The 17020-nt window shown below is 73.9% G+C and carries 16 protein-coding genes; 7 read left to right on the top strand and 9 right to left on the bottom strand.

Annotation, left to right across the window (positions count from 1 at the left end):
* Positions 1-49 precede the first annotated feature (49 nt).
* Positions 50-742, bottom strand: a complete 693-nt coding sequence (locus tag O7609_RS09425; protein WP_269734489.1) for a response regulator — start codon at positions 740-742, stop codon at positions 50-52.
* Between the two features lie 437 nt (positions 743-1179).
* Between O7609_RS09425 and O7609_RS09420 the strand changes: the two genes are divergently transcribed.
* A complete protein-coding gene (locus O7609_RS09420) occupies positions 1180-2394 on the top strand; it encodes a globin domain-containing protein (RefSeq protein ID WP_269743401.1) in 1215 nt (404 codons plus the stop codon).
* Between the two features lie 118 nt (positions 2395-2512).
* Here O7609_RS09420 and murQ read toward each other — a convergent pair whose 3' ends face one another.
* Positions 2513-3439, bottom strand: coding sequence for an N-acetylmuramic acid 6-phosphate etherase (gene murQ, locus O7609_RS09415; RefSeq protein WP_269743400.1), 927 nt, complete (start codon positions 3437-3439; stop codon positions 2513-2515).
* Positions 3440-3542: 103 nt separating this feature from the next.
* Positions 3543-4538 carry a MurR/RpiR family transcriptional regulator gene (locus O7609_RS09410; protein ID WP_443072087.1) on the bottom strand — a complete coding sequence of 332 codons (996 nt, stop codon included), beginning with the start codon at positions 4536-4538 and terminating at the stop codon, positions 3543-3545.
* Positions 4539-4813: 275 nt separating this feature from the next.
* On the opposite strand from O7609_RS09410, the gene O7609_RS09405 reads away from it, so the two are divergent.
* Both O7609_RS09405 and O7609_RS09400 read left to right on the top strand, forming a co-directional pair.
* On the top strand, positions 4814-5188 hold the full coding sequence (locus O7609_RS09405) for a hypothetical protein (RefSeq protein ID WP_269734486.1): 375 nt from the start codon (positions 4814-4816) through the stop codon (positions 5186-5188).
* Entirely contained in the window at positions 5185-5472 is a 288-nt protein-coding gene (locus O7609_RS09400; RefSeq protein ID WP_269734485.1) for a DUF4031 domain-containing protein, read from the top strand. The genes O7609_RS09405 and O7609_RS09400 overlap by 4 nt, the downstream gene beginning before the upstream one ends.
* A 20-nt stretch (positions 5473-5492) precedes the next feature.
* On the opposite strand, the gene O7609_RS09395 is transcribed toward O7609_RS09400, so the two are convergent.
* Genes O7609_RS09395 through O7609_RS09385 form a run of 3 tightly spaced genes read right to left on the bottom strand, consistent with a single transcriptional unit; the run spans position 5493 to position 8292 of the window.
* Complete coding sequence (locus O7609_RS09395; RefSeq protein WP_269734484.1) at positions 5493-6053, bottom strand: hypothetical protein; 561 nt, start codon at positions 6051-6053, stop codon at positions 5493-5495.
* Positions 6050-7849: an alpha/beta hydrolase gene (locus tag O7609_RS09390; protein ID WP_269734483.1), complete on the bottom strand. Its 1800-nt coding sequence runs from the start codon at positions 7847-7849 to the stop codon at positions 6050-6052. Before O7609_RS09390 ends, O7609_RS09395 begins: the two co-directional genes overlap by 4 nt.
* A gap of 2 nt (positions 7850-7851) precedes the next feature.
* The gene (locus O7609_RS09385) at positions 7852-8292 is read right to left on the bottom strand and encodes a hypothetical protein (RefSeq protein WP_269734482.1); all 441 of its coding nucleotides are present in this window, start codon (positions 8290-8292) and stop codon (positions 7852-7854) included.
* A 589-nt stretch (positions 8293-8881) separates the two neighbouring features.
* On the opposite strand from O7609_RS09385, the gene O7609_RS09380 reads away from it, so the two are divergent.
* Positions 8882-9238: a VOC family protein gene (locus tag O7609_RS09380; RefSeq protein ID WP_219093962.1), complete on the top strand. Its 357-nt coding sequence runs from the start codon at positions 8882-8884 to the stop codon at positions 9236-9238.
* 37 nt (positions 9239-9275) lie between these two features.
* Here the strand turns inward: O7609_RS09380 and O7609_RS09375 are convergent, their stop codons facing one another.
* Positions 9276-10715: an amidase gene (locus O7609_RS09375; protein ID WP_269734480.1), complete on the bottom strand. Its 1440-nt coding sequence runs from the start codon at positions 10713-10715 to the stop codon at positions 9276-9278.
* Between the two features lie 221 nt (positions 10716-10936).
* On the opposite strand from O7609_RS09375, the gene O7609_RS09370 reads away from it, so the two are divergent.
* On the top strand, positions 10937-11353 hold the full coding sequence (locus O7609_RS09370; RefSeq protein ID WP_269734479.1) for a hypothetical protein: 417 nt from the start codon (positions 10937-10939) through the stop codon (positions 11351-11353).
* A gap of 167 nt (positions 11354-11520) precedes the next feature.
* On the opposite strand, the gene O7609_RS09365 is transcribed toward O7609_RS09370, so the two are convergent.
* Both O7609_RS09365 and O7609_RS09360 read right to left on the bottom strand, forming a co-directional pair.
* The gene (locus tag O7609_RS09365) at positions 11521-12987 is read right to left on the bottom strand and encodes a helix-turn-helix domain-containing protein (protein ID WP_269734478.1); all 1467 of its coding nucleotides are present in this window, start codon (positions 12985-12987) and stop codon (positions 11521-11523) included.
* A gap of 139 nt (positions 12988-13126) precedes the next feature.
* Positions 13127-13492: a MerR family transcriptional regulator gene (locus O7609_RS09360; RefSeq protein WP_269734477.1), complete on the bottom strand. Its 366-nt coding sequence runs from the start codon at positions 13490-13492 to the stop codon at positions 13127-13129.
* A gap of 113 nt (positions 13493-13605) precedes the next feature.
* Between O7609_RS09360 and O7609_RS09355 the strand changes: the two genes are divergently transcribed.
* Positions 13606-14088, top strand: a complete 483-nt coding sequence (locus O7609_RS09355; RefSeq protein WP_269734476.1) for a hypothetical protein — start codon at positions 13606-13608, stop codon at positions 14086-14088.
* Between the two features lie 43 nt (positions 14089-14131).
* Entirely contained in the window at positions 14132-16987 is a 2856-nt protein-coding gene (locus O7609_RS09350) for a helix-turn-helix transcriptional regulator (RefSeq protein ID WP_269743399.1), read from the top strand.
* Positions 16988-17020 lie beyond the last annotated feature (33 nt).

Genomic DNA, 17020 nt, shown 5'->3' with positions numbered 1-17020 from the left:
CGAACGCTCAAGCCCGGGGCCCGGTCACGGCACGGTCGGGCCGCGTGGCTCAGGCGCCTTCCTGCCGGAGCCGGTCCCGGGCCCGGGTGGCGATCACCGCGGCCTGGACGCGGCGTTCGACCCCCAGTTTCGCCAGCAGCCGGGAGATGTGGTTCTTGACCGTCTTCTCGGCCAGATACAGCCGCTGACCGATCTGGCGATTGGTCAGCCCTTCACCGATCAGATCCAGGATGTCCCGCTCCCGGTCCGTAAGCCCCGGCAGCGCCTCCGGTTCCGGATTGGGCTCCTGGTCCTGGCGCAGCCGGGCCATCAGCCGGGCGGCCGCGCTGGGGTCGAGCATGGACTGCCCCCGGGCGATCGTGCGGACGGCCGACACCAGGTCCGAACCATGGATCTGCTTCAGGACGTACCCGGCCGCCCCCGCCATGACCGAATCCAGCAGCGCCTCCTCGTCGTCGAACGACGTCAGCATCAGACAGGCCAGCTCCGGCATCCGCGAGCGCAGCTCCCGGCAGACCGTCACACCGTCGCCGTCGGGCAGTCGGACGTCCAGGACGGCCACGTGCGGGCGCAGGGCGGGAACCCGCGCCAGAGCCTGTTCCACCGTGGCGGCCTCGCCCACGACGGTGATGTCGGGTTCGTCGTCCAGCATGTCGTGTACGCCGCGCCGTACGACCTCGTGGTCGTCCAGCAGGAAGACCCGGACCGGGGTGTGGGGACCGGGGTGCTGGCCGTCCGCCATCGAGTGCTCCTTGTTCCGTTGGCCACTTCCGGGGGCATCGGACGCGGGCCACGGAAGCGCGGCCGGTCGGTCCCCCCTCGGAGATGCTCCGCCACCGAGGGCCGAAGGGCCAGGGCCGGTCGGCCCCACTCCGGTGCCGCCCCCTCGGCGACGGGACCGCGACCGGCCGCCGAGGGAGCGGTCGCGCTCGGTCGCGGCGAACTCGCGGCACCCCCGTTCGGACAGGGGCGGACGCGGGTCGTTCGCGGCGCCGAGCGTCCCCCGAACGCCACCCGGGCCGGGACGGTCGGGGCACAGATACCCGGGCCGTTCGTCCCCTCATCGCCCAGCGCCCCTGGAACGGGGCCGAAACGCCGGACGTGCCTGCTACACAAGGGGACGCCGCCCGACATGACGTGCTGCGGCACCCACCCCCCGCTCTCAGCCAGGGAGGCTTCATGCTGTCCGTGGAATCCGCCCCCGTGGTGCGTACCACCCTGCCGGCCGTATCCGGCGCGCTCGACGAGATCACGACCGTCTTCTACCGCGAGATGTTCCGCGACAGGCCGGAACTGCTCGACGGGATGTTCAACCGCGGCAATCAGGCCAGCGGTGCCCAGAGCCGCGCGTTGGCCGGCTCGATCGCCGGGTTCGCGGCGGCCCTGCTCGACGACCCGGAAACCCGCCCGGATGTGCTGCTGGAACGTATCGCCCACAAGCACGCCGCTGTCGGGGTCACCGACGACCAGTACGCCATCGTGCACAAGTACCTGTTCGGCGCCATGGCCGAGGTACTCGGCGACGCCGTCACCCCGGCTGTCGCCGCGGCCTGGGACGAGGTGTACTGGCTCATGGCCAACGCCCTGATCAGCCGTGAGGCCCGCCTCTACCGGGAGGCCGGCGTCGAACCCGGCGAGGTGTGGCGGCCGTGGACGGTGGTCGACCGCCACGCCGAGACACCGGACGTGGTCTCTTTCGTACTCCGGCCGGCCGACGGTCTCCCCGCGCCGCGGGCTCGGGCGGGCCAGTACGTCAGCGTGCGGGTGCTGATGGCCGACGGAGTGCGCCAGCTGCGCCAGTACAGCCTGTCCTCCGATCCAGGCGGCGCCGCCCGGCGCATCACCGTGAAGCGGGTCACGGGAACTGCCGGGGCACCGGACGGCGAGGTGTCCAACCTGCTGCACGACCACGTCCACGAGGGTGACGAGCTGACGCTCTCCGCCCCTTTCGGGGACGTCTTCCTCGATGACCCCGCCGACGCCTCCACCCCCGTGGTCCTGGTCTCGGCGGGCATCGGCGGTACCCCCATGTGCGGCATCCTCGCCCATCTGGCCGGCATCGGCGCCACCCGCCCGGTCCTCGTCCTACACGCCGACCGCTCCCCGGCCGACCACGCGCTGCGCGCCGAGACAAGCGAACTGACCCGCCGACTGCCGGCGGCCACGGCCGTGTTCTGGTACGAGAGGGCAAGCCGTGAGGAACCCGCCTCCCGTGAGGGCCTGATGGACCTCGACGGCATCGAGCTGCCCGACGATGCGACGGTGTTCCTGTGCGGGCCGCTGCCGTTCATGCGCGATGTCCGGGGGCGGCTGCTGCGTTCCGGTGTTCCGGCACAGCGGATCCGCTACGAGGTCTTCGGCCCCGACCTGTGGCTTCCCGACCCGTCGGCATGACGCCAGGGGCAGCCGGGCCTCCGCCAGAGCCGAGGCCCGGTGCCGGAGAGCGCGGAGGAGCCGGTCTGCTCACCACCGAGCCGCGCACCGGGACCGGCTGATGGCCCGACGGAGGGGCTCAGCGGCGGGCCGCGTCGACGGCGGGCCGGAGGTGGCCCCGCGCGCCGGCCAGGTGACGGGCGGCCGTCGCGGCGTCGGCCCCGGTCAGGAGCATGAGCAGGGCGGGCTTGACCTCGCCGGAGGTGGCGGCGAGTGCGGCCTCGATGGCCTCGTCGTCGGCGCCCGTCGCGAGAGCCAGGATGCGCCGGGACCGGGCGTGCAGCTTCGCGTTCGAGGCCCTGACGTCGACCATCAGGTTCCCGTAGGTCTTGCCCAGCCGGATCATCGTGACCGTCGAGATCATGTTGAGCACGAGCTTCTGCGCCGTGCCCGCCTTCAACCGGGTGGAGCCGGTGATGAGTTCGGGCCCGGTGACGATCTCGATGCCGTGCTCCGCCGCCACGGCGAGCGGGGAGCCCGCGTTGCAGGCCAGACCGATCGTCAGCGCTCCCACGGCGCGGCCGTGTTCCACGGCGCCGAGGGCGTACGGCGTGCGGCCGGAGGCGGAGACGCCGACGACGGTGTCCGCGGCCGTGAGCTTCAGCCCGTCCAGGTCGGCGACGGCCAGCTCGGGCCGGTCCTCCGCGCCCTCGGTCGGCGTCGCGAAGGCGGCCAGGCCACCGGCCACCAGGCCGACGACCTGGCCGGGCGCGGTGTTGAACGTCGGCGGGCACTCGCTCGCGTCCAGCACCCCGAGCCGCCCCGCGGTACCGGCCCCGGCGTACACCAGGCGCCCGCCGTCGGACATGCGCAGGGCGACGGCGTCGATGGCGGCGGCGAGCTGCGGCAGGCTCGCGGCCACCGCGGCGGGGATCCCGGCGTCCTCGCCGTTCATCAGACCGCAGATCTCCAGGGTCGGCAGCCTGTCGATCTCGGCCAGCTCGGGGCGGAACGCCTCGGTGGTGAGCACGTCGAGCTGTCGGCGCAGCTCGCGGTCGGAGGTCATGCGGCTCAGGGCTCTTTCCGTGCGAGGGCGGACGGGACGGCGGGCGCGGGGTGGGGGGTGTGTGGGGGGTGTGGGGGGCGGCGGGCGCTGACACGCCCTCGGATCAGCGGTGCGGGGGCGTGTGACGGTGGGCCAGCGCCTCGTACGAGGCGGCCAGCGCGGGCGCCGCGGTGTCGTAGGTGCGCTGGGCGACGCCCACGAACAGGCAGTCCACCACGAGGAGCTGGCTCGTGCGGCTCGACATGGCCGCCGGGCGCAGCTCGCTCTCGCGTGCGGTGGACGTCGTCAGCACGTGGTCCGCGTACTGGGTGGCCTCGGCGTCCGGACGCCCGGTGATCGCCACCGTCGTCGCCCCGTGCTCGAAGGCGACCCGCAGCGGCTCGATGACGTCGACGGTACGGCCCGAGTGCGTGATGGCTATGGCCACGTCCCCGGGGCGGAGCTGCACGGCGTTGGTGACCGCGAGATGCGGGTCGGCGTGCGCGTGGGCCAGCATCCCGATGCGCAGCAGCTTCTGTACCAGGTCCTGGGCGACGAGGCCGGATGCCCCGCTGCCGTAGACGTCGATCCTGCGGGCGTCGGCGAGCGCGGTGACCGCCGCCTCCACCTGCGCCGGGTCGAGCGTGACGGCGGTGTCGGCGAGGGTCTGCTGCTCCTCGCGGGCGAGCTTGGCGATGACGTCGCCGATCGGGTCGTCCACCGCGATGTCCGCGGTGACGGCCGGCGCCGCCCCGGAGGCCTGCTGGGCCGCCAGCCCGGCGAGCGCGAGCCGCAGGTCCCGGTACCCCGGATAGCCCAGCACCCGGGACGTGCGCACGACGGTCGCCTCGCTCGTGCCCGTCCGCTCGGCGAGCCCGGTCACCGTCAGCGAGGCGCAGCCCGCCGGGTCACCGGCCACCGCCTCGGCGACGCGCTGCATGGACCGTGTCATGCTCGGGCCCAGCGTGCGCACCTTCGCCGCGAGCGCCGCCGGATCGGGCCGCTGCGCGTCCCCGCCCCGGCCCGCCGCCCGGCTCCCGCCGCGTGCGCCGCCTCCGCCCGGTGCACGGCCCCCGCCGGGCGTGGCGCCTCCGCGGGGAGCGGCACCTTCGCGCTGCACCGGGCGCGGGGGGCCCTGCGCCCGGTGCGCGCCCTGCGCCCCCGGTGTGCTCTGGGGCCCCGGCGTGCCCTGGGCCCTCTGTGTCCGGCCGGCCGGTGGGCCCGCCGCTCTCCGCGCCCCGCTGCCGCTCCCGCTTCCGGGCCCGGGCCCGGGAGTCGACCGGGCAGTGGCGAAATTTTCCTTCATGACACCTCTCATGTGGCGGAAAATATTTTCGGACCCGGGTCGCGTCAACCCCGCAGGAAGCACGTCTTCCCATGCGGTCCAATGGAGGCATGGCAAGCAAGGACGCAGGCGAGGGCGAGGCAGCCCTCCACACGGCACGAGCGCTCATCCTCGCCGATCTCGCGGCGCACGACGTCACCGGCGCCGACACCGTCTCCCTGGTCGAGGACGCCGTCGTCCACCGGCGCTGGTGGGTCGCGCAGTGGCCGGAGGGCGCCGCCTACCTTCCCGGTCTCGTCGCCCAGGACGTGCAGGACGCCCTCCTGGAGCGGTACGGCCGCTGGCCCCTGTGCCCCGTCTGCGGGGACGACGACCCGCACGCCCTCGACGTCGAACCGCCGCTCGGAGAGGACCCGCACTGGGCGTGCGGCAAGACGGGCGCCCTCGTCGCCCCCGTCGGCGGCCTGGGGGAGCGCCGCTCGTGACGCTCTACATCGACCCGCCCATGTGGCCGGGCCACGGCCGGATGTGGTCCCACCTGATCAGCGACGACTCCTTCGCCGAGCTGCACGCCTTCGCCGCCGCCGTCGGCTGCCCGCCCCGCGCGTTCGACGGCGACCACTACGACGTCCCCGCCTCCCGTTACGACGACGCCGTCCGGGCCGGGGCCGTCGAGGTCGGCAGCCGCGAGATCGTCCGCCTCCTCACCGCCTCCGGCCTCCGCCGCCCCAAGCACCGCCCGCCCCACCCCGCCCCGCGGGGCCGGTGAGCCGAGCGGGTAAGGGCGGGTCAGTCAGCGCCCGCCGACCAGTACTCGGACTTCACGCTCGGCACCGCGTCCTCGGAACGCGTCCAGTCCACGTCCGACACCTCGGACTCGATGGCGCAGGGCGTCGACGCCTTGAAGTGCGCCTGGCCGTAGGCCCCGAAGAGAATCCGGACGCGAAACCCTTCAGGCGTCTCGGCGTAGATGGCGGGGTTCTGATCACGGTTCACAACGTCCAAGATCGTGTACCCGCGCTTCTTCCAGTAGTCCTCCACGCTGCCGATGAAGTTTCCACGCCGCTGGTCAGAGATGACGGTCACCACGGCACGGCGCCGTGACACGGCTCCGGTTCCGGTTTCGCCGTTCTTCCAGTCCGTGCACCCTTGGTGGCTCCCCTGAAAGTGAACCCATTCGACCTCGGGTTTGATGGCGTTCAGCGTCTCGTCCAGAATGGCGTCCGCTTGATCTGCGGCCTCTTGCATGTTCACGTTGATCTCCGGTTCCCCTGCCCCGCTGCCCTCGATCACGCTGCAGGCAGTCAGAAGGATGGACATGAGGGCGAGAGCTGCTGCGCGGGCCTTCACCTGTGCTCCTCAGGGACGACGAGTTCGGGTTGGCCAGCAACAACGGCGGCGATATTGTCCGCGGACTTGTGGTCCTTTTCCGGGTTGAAGTAGTTCGAGTGTGCCGGGGTGGCCCCTTCGCCGTCGACGAAGGGGCGTGGGCCGTCGTCCACCTCGAATCTGTTGGCCCCGAACGCTTCGCTCGCCGGGTCCTTGCCGAACCAGATGTCGTCATCGCCGATGTCGCCGAGCTCGTACCCCACGTAGGAGCCGAGCGGGCCGAAGACGAGGCCGCCTCCGCCGCCGGCGATCTCACCCTTCGACGGGAGCTGGGTCACGGGGTCGTTCTCGGCGGCCCCCACGTAGACGTGGTCGCTTCCGACCCCCAGCTCGGACGCCTTCTCCGCGTTCACGCCCGGGCTGCCCAGCAGGATGATGTCGTCCGCGCCGGGAATCCCGCCGGGCTCCTGCGCCGCCAAGCCGACCGTGAGTGATCCGTAGGAGTGCCCGATGGCCGTGATGTGTGGGTCAGCGTGGTCGTTGGTCGCGGCCAGCCCGTTCATGAAGCTGTTGTAGGCGGGGGCGCCGGCTGCGGCATGATCGTTGCTCATCACGTCCGCGTTGTCCAGGAGATCTTCTGCCGGCAGTTGGGGTGCGTCATAGCCGAGCCAGACGATCGAGGCGCTGGACGGGTCCAGCTCTCTGGCGCCTTCGGCGGTCTGCTGCGCCCTCAGCAGGTCGTTCTTCGCGAACGCCTCGTCCAGTGAGGTGCCCAGCCCGGGCACGTAGGCGGACACGTTTCTGGAGGTGTCCGGGTTTCCGTAGCTCACGATCGCGCGGCCGTTCCCCTCGTCGTCGATGCCGAGGAGGAACATGGGGATTTCGTTCTCTCCGCGAAGCTTCGTGTCGATGACTTCGAGTGCCTTCAGCTGGTTGCGCGCCTCGTCCGTGTCCGTCGCTTCGAGCTTGCCCATCAAGAGGGGCAGGTAACTCCGGTTGGCCTCGTCCCGGACCGCGGCCGGAATGCCGTCGAGGTTGCCGATGACGTCCGGATGCAGGGTCAGGTACTGCTGGCGCTGGTCCTCGCTCAGTCCGTCCCACCAAACCTTACGCTGCTCCGGGCTGGTGCATTGGCCGAGCCCCTCGGGCAGGTAGTCGTCAGCGGCGGTGCCCATCGCCTCGGAGTCGCGGTAGGCGTCCGTCCACATGGCGTCGCTCACGTCGACGCCCGGCTTCGTCTTCATGCGGGCGATGGCCTCGGCGTACGCGCTGTCGATCGCCCTGGCCTTGCGGACGGCATCACTGATCCGGTCGGCGATGTCCTGGGCCTTCGGCCGGTTCGGGTTGAAGTCCAGGGCGGTCAGACCCCAGTCGTGGAGGCCGTCCGCCCAGCCGTTCGCCCCCGTCACGGTTCCCCCGGGGTTCTCCTCCCCGCCCGGCACCAGAGGAGCGGGCGGGTACGTCACAGAGCCGTCCGCGTGCACGGTGAACTTGAGCGCGAGCGCGTCCTCCGCCGCTTCCCGTACCGCACGCTGGTGGGGCGTGAGCTCGGTGGCCAGCCCGTCGAGTGCGGTGTTGAGCAGGCCGCACTCGACGTAGACGTAGTGGAAGTTCTCGCCCAGCCGCTTGAGGCGCCCGACGGCGGCCTTCTCCGACTCCCCCTCCTGGGAGTCCCGCAACGAGGCGACCATCTTCTTGTCCACGTCGTCGCGGGCGTTGCCCGCCCGGTCGCGCGCCTCGGCCCAGCCGTCCGCCGCGTCGCGGATTCCCGACAGGTCGAGATCCTGAAGCTCGCCCCAGGTCAGTCCGCTTTCCATGGTCATCGACCGCCCATGCGCCTGAGTCGCGCTTCCGTCGCCGTCTCGTTCTCGCCGTGGTCCTTCGCGACCCTGCGCAGCCTGTCGCCGAGCGTCTCGCACTCGTCGCGGGCGTCCTTCAGGCGTCGTTCCCAGGTCGAACGCACGGAGTCGAGCTGGACGACGCTGGCCAATCCCGCCCCTTCGGAACCCAAGCGCTGATGTGAGGTGCCCAGCTTGTCGACGGCCGAGCGCATGCTGTCCCTGAGCCCGTCCGCATCGTTCGCTGCGGTGGTCCAGGGGCCGGCGGAGTGCTTGAGCTTGTCCCGCTCGGGGCCCGCGCCGCTCGCCGAGGCGAGCTGCAGAGCGGCGAGTCCGTCGGTCCCGGGCTCGGCTGCCGGTCTCGACGGGGCTGCCATGGCGAGGAGGGGCTGCCATGGGTCCGGCATGGCGTCTGACGTCATGCGTCCTCCGTCCGTCAGGGGTGGCCGAGGCTGTGGACCTCAAGCCTTCGGATCTGTGGACCAGCGGGTCCCCGGCTGTGGCCCGCGCAGCAGTGTGACCCGCACCGGCAGGGGATTTCATGAGTACGCGTACTCAGGTGCCGGATCGTGACAACTGGCCTGCCAACGCGGGACGCCTGGATGACCAGACCTCCGGCGGACTGGGGGTTCCGGAGATGGCGAGTACGGGGCTGTGCGGGCGGGCCGGGCCGTCGCGTCGGCCGCCCCAACGGGCCAGGGGAGCGGCCTGCGGTTGCCGCATGCGCGGTGCCTGAACCGACGGGCGCGCTCTCCCTGGCCTGTGTTCCCCCTACCCCGGCCGCCGCCCCCCTGGGGCGCCGGGGTCGCCACTGGACGTGGCACGTGCCGACCAACGTAGTGACCGAACGCGGCGACGGCAGGTGTCCATGTGCACGGTGATCGGCGGGGAGGGTGTCGCCTTGCACACCGTGCGGTGCCGGAGACCTCGCCCAGACCCGGGACCGGCGCCATCAGCCCATGACCAACTGCCGTGCGACGTAGGCGGTATGTGTGCCCTAGCCTCGGTGGCATGGAGATTCTGGGTACGACGCTGCGCGTCTGCGTGAACGATCTGGACGCCGCCGTTCCGGTGTACGAGCGGCTGACCGGGGCCGAGGGCATGCGGTTCGCCAACGGACCGGTGGAGGCCGCCGCCGTCGGTCCGTTCATCCTCATGAGCGGGCCCGAGGCGCACATCGACGTGCTGCGCCGCATCACCGCGACCCTGGCCGTGCAGGACGTGGAGGAGGCGGCGACGGAGCTGGCCGCCGTCGGTGCCGAGGTCGTCGCCGGGCCGCAGTCCACGCCGATCGGCCGGGCGCTCGTGGCCCGGCACCCCGACGGCTCCGTGTTCGAGTACGTGGACCGGTCCGCCGGGGCGGCCTGACCGCCGGCTCCGTGCCGCTCGGTTCCGTGCCGCTCGGTCAGGCGCCGCTCGGCTCCGCGTCCGCGTCGGTGACGGCGTCCTGGAGGCGGCGCCACGGCCGCTCCGCCTCCAGTTCGAACGCCAGCTCCAGCAGCGTCCGTTCGGCGCCCGGGCGGCCGGAGAACAGCACGCCGACGGGCAGCCCCTCCGCCGTCGCGGCGGCGGGCACGGACATGGACGGCGTCCCCACGACGTTGTCGAGCGGGGTGAAGCCGACGTAGTCGACGACCCGCTCCAGCAGCCGGTCGAACGGCACGTCCGGGCTCAGGTGGCCGAGCCGGGGCGTGGTGTGGGCGAGCACCGGCGACATGACGAGGTCCAGCCCGCGCAGGGCCGTCGCGTAGGCCAGCCGCGAGCGCTTCAGCCTGCGGAGTACGGCCGGGGTGCGGTGCACGTGCCGCACGTAGCGCTCGCGCAGGCCCCGGCTGAAGCCGTCCATGCGGCGCCGGTCGAAGCCGGCGCCGAGGCCGCGGCCGGTGAGGCCGATGAGGAAGGCGAGCATGCCCCAGTAGTCCAGGAAGTCCTCGGTGAACCGGGGGTCGACGGGAATCCGGACCGGCTCCACCCGGTGTCCCAGCTTCTCCAGCGCCGCGGCCGTCTCCGTCACCGCGGCCTTGGTGGCCTCGTCCGTCCGCACACCCGTGGGCGACTCCAGCAGCAGCCCGATGCGCAACCGCCGCTCCGACGGCCCCTCCACCAGGCCCAGCGGGGGCAGCTTCGGGTTGCGCCAGTGCGTCTCGGCAGCGGCGAGGAACGCCGCCGAGTCCCGCACGGTCCGGCTGACGACGCCGTCCGTGACGAGGTCGATCGGAAGCTTGCGGCTCATGTCGTTCGCTACCGTCCGGCCCCGCGTCGGCTTGAGGCCGAACAGCCCGCAGCAGGCGGCGGGGATGCGGATCGAGCCGCCGCCGTCGTTGGCGTGGGCGAGGGGGACGGCACCGGCGGCGACCAGCGCCGCGCTCCCGCCCGAGGAACCGCCCGCCGAGTACGCGGTGTTCCACGGGTTCCGCACCGGTTCGGCGTCCTCGAACTCGGTCGTCGCGTTGAAGCCGAACTCCGGCAGCCGGGTCTTGCCCAGCACCGTGACGCCGGTGCTGAGGAACTGCCGGGCGAAGGGCGCGTGCCGGAGCGCGGGGCGCGGCGTGAAGGCCGCGCTGCCGTGTCCGGTGGGCAGGCCCAGGTAGTCGACGTTGTCCTTGACGAAGCTCGGCACCCCGGCGAACGCGCCGCCCGTCACCGTGCCGTCCTGCGGCACGTCGACGTGCACCTGGACGGCGTTCAGCGCCGCCGCCGCCCGCACCCGCGCCGCCGCGTCCCGCGCGACCTCGGCCGAGCTCACCTCTCCGCGCCGGATCGCCTCCGCCAGCCCGACGGCGTCGTGCTCGCCCAGCGCGTCGTCCGCGAAGGTGTGCACGGTCGTCGGCAGGGTTCCGCTCATCTCGCTACCTCCACACGGCCGGGGATGTCGCCCGTCATCATTCCCTACTCGCCGGTAGGAAGCGAGGGTGTGACACGCCCCGCCAGCGCGGCCGTGGTGCGGCGGAAGGCCCGCCGCCCCCTCAACTGCCCAGCTGCACAAGGTCGTTCACTTAACGGTGACATATCCGTTCCGTGGTACACCGGAAGGACACCGGACCGAGCAGCGAGGAGCAGCCGCCCATGCCCGAGACTCAGCCCTCAGCCACCCTGCCGCGCGACACCCGGGTCCTGGCCATCGGGTTCCACCCGCGCGCCCTCGACTTCGGCAGGATGCCGGAAGGCGTCGACGAGCAGACCCTGACCGCCCGCATCGAGGCGGGCAACGCCGGGCTCCGCGAGGCGGGGTACGACGTCGTCCTGTGTCTGCTGGAGGACGCCTCGCCGGAGGCGGCCGAGAGCGCGGTCCGCAAGCACCTCGCCGAGCAGTCGTTCGGACTGGCCGTGATCGGCGGGGGTGTGCGCATGCTCCCCGAGCACACGCTCACGTTCGAGCGCCTGGTCAACGTGCTCACCGAGACCGCCCCCGGGATCCGCCTGTGCTTCAACACCGCGCCCGACGGCACGCTGGACGCCATCCGCCGCTGGATCTCCGAGTGAGCCGGACGGCCCGCACCGAAGGCTGACGTCGGGACCCGCGGCGAGCGGAGTCCCCGCCTCCGCTCGTATCGTCGTGCGTGCACGGTTCCGGCCCGCCGTCGAGGCGCCGTTGAAGTGCCGGACCGCACACTGACGGGCCCGCCCGGTGACGCTTCGCACGGTGGACGTCAGCGGTGGCCGAGTGCCGTCGTCGCCAGCCACAGGGCGTGCCGGGCGCTGGGGCTGTGCAGGAGGGAGAGCCCGAGGGCCTGTTCCGCGTTGACCAGCCGCTTGCGCACCGCGCCCACGGAGATGCCCAGGCTCTCTGCCGTACCGGTGAGGCGGGCGTCGGCGCGCAGCCAGGCCCGGACCGTCGTGCTGCCGGCCGCCGGTCCCCGCCTTCGCTCCAGCGGGGCGAGGAGGGAGCGCGCCCAGTCCCGCGCGGCGGGCGTGGCCAGGAGGTCGGCCAGCGCGCCGGGGGCCGGGGTCTCGGAGGCGTTGTCGGGGTGCGGCTCCGCCGCCTGGATCCGCAGGGCGAGCCAGGCCGCGGACTGGTCGGCGACGCGGTGGAGGTCGAGGCCGAGGAGGGTGTCCAGCAGCCGGAGGCGGGCGGCGAGCGTGTTGCGGTGGACCTTGAGGTGCCGGTGGGCCGCGCTGCCGAAGGTCAGCCAGGAGGACAGGGTCCCCAGGAGCTCCGAGGGGCCCGGGTCTGCGCGGCGGTGCGGTGTGTGGTGGCGGCACGGGGCGAGCAGGTGGCGTGCCCAGGCGCGGCCCTGCGCGGTCAGGAACGGCTCGACGCCGATCCGGCCGCCGCTGCGGGCCGCGAGTCCGGCCGCCATTCCGCGGGCCACGGCCAGGGCGTGGAAGGCGTCCTCGTAGGCGGCCGGGACCCGCTCCAGCGGCACGTCGCCGCTCACGCCCACCCGGCACGGGACGCGGTGGTCCGCCGTCAGCGTTTCGGCCCAGGAGTCCGCGGGCTGCCGCGCGGCGCTCGGTATCAGGGCGATGAGGTGGCGGCGCTGCACCGGGCAGGGGACGAGCCAGGCCGAGCCGAGCGTCAGCCCGACGACGTGCTCGGCCACCTCGTCCCTCCGTCCGTTCGGGCACTCCACGATGAGGACCCGGACGCGTGGGGCCAGCCGGGGCCGCAGTGTGGCGGCGATCCGGTGGGCCGCGGCGACCTCGCCCACCATGAGCAGGTGGAGCACGGCCTCCCGGCTGTGCGCCTCGGCCTCCCGGAGTCGCCGGCAGTCACGTTCCGCCCGTTCCAGGCGTCGGCTGAGCGTCAGCACTCCGGCGGCGTGCGCCAGCAGGTCGGGTTCCTGCGGTTCCTGCGGCTTCTCCGGCCCGACGGCGGCGAGGTACGGCGCACCGCCGCCGTCGCCGAGTGACGGCAGGCGTACGCGTTGGTCCCGCTCTCCGGGCAGGATGGCGGAGGCGACGGCGCGCCGGTGCAGTTCGGGTACCGCGCGCGCGGCCGACGCCGGGATGCCGGTGCGTGCGCGGCCCGGCGGCTGTGCCAGGACGTCGCCGTCCTCGGCCAGTATCGCGACGGGCCCCCGGCCGCGCTGGGCGAGTTGCGCGAGGACGGCTCCGACGGCACCGGGACGCCCGGCCAGCCGCACGAGGGCCAGGACGTCGTCAGCCAACTCCATGAGATTCCCCCGCAGCGTGCACAGTCCCTCGACAGGGCCGACCGTATAGCCCGGCCGGGCTCCTGGCGGCGCCCCGACCTGGGTTGTTGCGAAAGTGATCTCTACCGGAACCCCCGGAGCGCCCGGTGCGGGGTGCGGCTCAGGCGGGTGGTGCGGCGGCGCGCAGGGGGCAGCCGGTGCCGACGCGGGCGCGGAGGTCGTCCCGCAGCTCGGCGAGTTCGGTCATGCGGGCGTCGATGAGCTGGATCTTCTCCGCGAACAGCGCGGACAGGGCCTCCGCCGTGTCCGGCGCGTCCCGCAGCTCCTCCCCGAGCTGGGCGATCTCGGCCAGGGAGAAGCCCAGCGTCCGCGCGGTACGCACGTAGTGGAGCCAGGTCGCCGTCTCCGGGGAGAAGTCGCGGTAGCCGTTGGCCAGGCGCTCGCCGGTGACGAGACCGAGCTTCTCGTAGAAGCGGATGGTGTCCTTGCTCAGGCCCGTCCGCGCGGCCAGCTCCCCGATACGCACGCTTCCCTCCGCCGCTCGTGGACGTGCCCCGTCGCTCGTGGGCTTGACCTTGGAGCTTACTCCACTGTTTAGCGTGAGGTCCGCCGCTGCCACCGACCAGCAGGAGCCTTCCCGTGAGCCGTGTCCCTCGTCCCTCCGAGCCCTACCGCCGCGCCTCCTACCTGCGGCTCGTCCGTGCCAGCGCCTGGTACGACCTGGTCGTCACCGCGGGGTTCGCCACGCCGTGGACCTACGCGCTGGTGCACGGCGTCCTCACCTCGCTGGGGGAGGCGCTCGGGGTGGGCGGCCTGCCCGAGGCCGACCCGATGCAGGTGCTGTACGCGAACCTGCTGGGCTCGGTCGTGGTGGTCTGGGCCCTGCTGCGGATCGTCAGACCGCTGCCGGTGCACGGGCTGTTCGACGGCGCCGCCCGCGCACTGTTCGCCCTGTGGCAGGCCTACGCGCTGACGCAGGGCGCCACCGGGGTGCTGTGGTTCTTCCTCACCGTCGAGGCCTCGGCCTGCGTCGCCCAGCTTCTGCCCTGGTGGCGGGGTCGGAGGCGGGCGGCGGACGCGACCGGCGCACCGGTATTGCCGCCGCACCCGGCGCGGGGCTAGGTTCGCGGCACACGCGACCCCCCCCCACAGCGCGGAGTTGGGCATGAAGGATGCGGTGTTGCGTCGCGCCGAGGCCCCGGTGCTGGTGGGACGCACGGGCGAGCTGCACGCGCTGCTGGACGCGGTGACGCATCCGCCGGCCGTCGCGCTGGTCGAGGGCGAGGCGGGCATCGGCAAGACGCGCCTGATCCGGGAGGCGGTGGGGCACTCCTCGGTCCGCGGCGCCACGGTGCTGGTCGGCGGCTGCCACCCGCTGCGCGAACCCTTCCCCTACGGGCCGGTGTTCGAGCTGCTGCGGCGGCTGGAGGGCCGGGTGCCGACGGAGCTGAACCCGGTGTGCGGGGCCCTGCGGCCCTACCTCCCGGAGCTGGCCGACCGGCTCCCGCCCGCGCCCGAGCCCCTGGCGGACCGGCGCGCCGACCAGCACCGGCTGTTCCGCGCCGTGCGGGCGCTGCTGGACGGCGTCGGGGCGGCCGTCATCGTCGTCGAGGATCTGCACTGGGCGGACGACGGAACGCGCGACCTGGTCCGGTTCCTCGTGGACGACCCGCCCGAGGGGCTGAGCACGGTGCTGAGCTACCGCCGCGAGGAGCTGCCGGGGGCCGGGCTGCCGCTGGGCCGGGCCTACCGGCAGCCACCGGGGACGACGGCCGTGCTGGTGCCGCTCGGGCCGCTGGACGTGACCGCGGTGCGCAGCATGACGGCGGCCCTCACCGGAACCCCCGACGTCCCGGCGGCCCTGGCCGAGGCGCTGCACGACCGCACGGCGGGCATCCCGTTCGTGCTGGAGGAGGTCGTGCGGGCGCTGCCCGAGGGGGTGAGCGGCACCGACTCGCTGGACGCCGTCGGCGTCCCGACGCGCCTGCACGAGGCGATGGCCGACCGGATGGCGCTGCTGTCCGCCCGTGCGGCGGCCTGCGTGCGGGCCTCCGCCGTGCTGCGAATCCCGGCGGGGGAGGAGCTGATCGCCGCCGTGGCCGGGACCGACGTGCCGGGGGCCGGCGCCGCGCTCCGGGAGGCCCTCGGGGCGGGCGTCCTGCACGAACTGGGCCCGGACCGCTACGGCTTCCGGCACACCCTCGCCCAGCAGGCCGTCTACCGCAGCATCCCGGGCCCGGCCCGCCGCGCCCTGCACCGGGAGGCCGTCGGGGCGCTGGGCGGGGCCGAGCCGCAACCGCTCGTCCAGCTCGCCTACCACGCCAGGGAGGCCGGGGAGCGGGAACGCTGGCGCCACTACGGCGAGAGCGCGGCGGAGACGGCCCAGCGCATGGGCGACCTCGCGCTCGCCGTCGAGCTGCTGGAGGAGCTGCTCTCGGACCCGGCGCTGCCCCCGCTGAAGCGGGCCGGCCTGGCGACCCGTCTCAGCCGGGCGGCCGTCAACACCGTCTCGCACCGGCGGGCCGCCGCACTGCTGCGCCGCATCGTGCAGGACGACCGGCTGCCCGACGGGCTGCGCGGCGAGATCCGGCTCAACCTCGGGCTGCTGCTGCACAACCAGGCGGGCGACTACGAGCAGGGCCGGGTCGACACCGAGCTGGCCGTGGAGGAGCTGCGGGACCGCCCGGCGCTGGCCGCCCGCGGCATGGCCGCCCTGGCCCTGCCGAGCTGGAGCGACCAGCCGTACCGGGTCTACGAGCAGTGGATCGAGCGGGCCGAGGAGCTCGTCGGGGACGACCGGGCCGACGCCTGGCTGCGCACCGCCGTGCGCGGCAACCACCTGGCCCTGCGGCTCAGCCGGGGCGATCCGGCGGTGTGGGAGCAGGCCGAGGAGCTGGTGCGCGGGGCCGAGCAGGGCGAGGTCCAGCAGCGCGTACACGTGGCCCGCAGCTGCGGAAACCTCGCCGACTACGCGACCTACCTCGGCCACGACGCGCTCGCGCACCGCTACCGCCGCGAGGCCGAACGGCTGGCCACCGAATACGGGGCCACCTTCGTCGAGGGCATCGCCGCGGGCACCGCGCTGCGGCTGGACTGGCACGGCGGCCGCTGGGAGGGCCTGGCCGAGCGGTCGGCGAGGCTCCTGGAAGGACCCCTCGGCGTGGCCGCCGTCGCCGCCGACGCCCAGCTCGTGCTGGGCCAGCTGGCCCTGGCGCGCGGGGAGTGGGAGGAGGCGACGGCCCGGCTGGAGGCGGCCGGGGTCGCCGACCCCGACAACGCCCCGGCCCCGGTGCTGGCCTCGGCGTGCGGGGCGATGGTCAGGCTGCGGCTGGCCCGCGGCGAGCCGGGCGCCGCCCGCGCCACGGCGGAGCGCGCGGTGGCCCGCGTCCGGCGCAAGGGCGTCTGGGCCTGGGGCGCCGAGCTGGTGCCGATGGCCGTCGTCGCCTTCGTCCGGGCGGACCTCGGAGCCGAAGCCGAGGCGCTGACCGAGGAGTTCGCGACGGGGCTCGGCCACGGCGACGTGCCCCTGGGCCCCGCCGCCCTCGCCGCCTGCCGGGGTGTCCTCGCGGCAGCCGGACGACGTCACGACCGCGCCCTCGCCGCCTTCGAGGAGGCCCGCGCGGCCTACGCGCAGCTGCCCCGCCCCTACCCGGCGGCCCTCGCCGCCGAGGCCGCGGCCCGCGCCGCGCTGGCCCTCGGTACGGCGGACGCCCCGGCCCGCATGGGCGACGTCGCCGAGGAGTTCGCCGCCCTCGGCGCCACCCGCGACGCCGCCCGCTGCCGCCAGGTGCTGCGCGGCACCGGCGTCGTGACGCCGTCCCGGCGCGGCCGGCGCGGCTACGGGGACGCGCTCTCGCCCCGGGAACGCGAGGTGGCCCGGCTGGTCGCCCTCGGGCACACCAACCGGGAGATCGCGGACGTGCTGTTCCTCTCCCCCCGCACCATCGAGCAGCACGTCGCGAAGGTGCTGCGCAAGCTCGGCGTCGCCTCCCGCAACGAGGTCCCCGCCGACGGCGCGTGACCCCCGGCGCGCGACCGCCCCGGGAGGAATACG

The organism is Streptomyces sp. WMMC1477 (assembly GCF_027460245.1).
Classification (GTDB): Bacteria; Actinomycetota; Actinomycetes; order Streptomycetales; family Streptomycetaceae; genus Streptomyces.
Note: the sequence above shows the minus strand (reverse complement) of the source record. Positions and strands in the feature narration are given on the sequence as shown.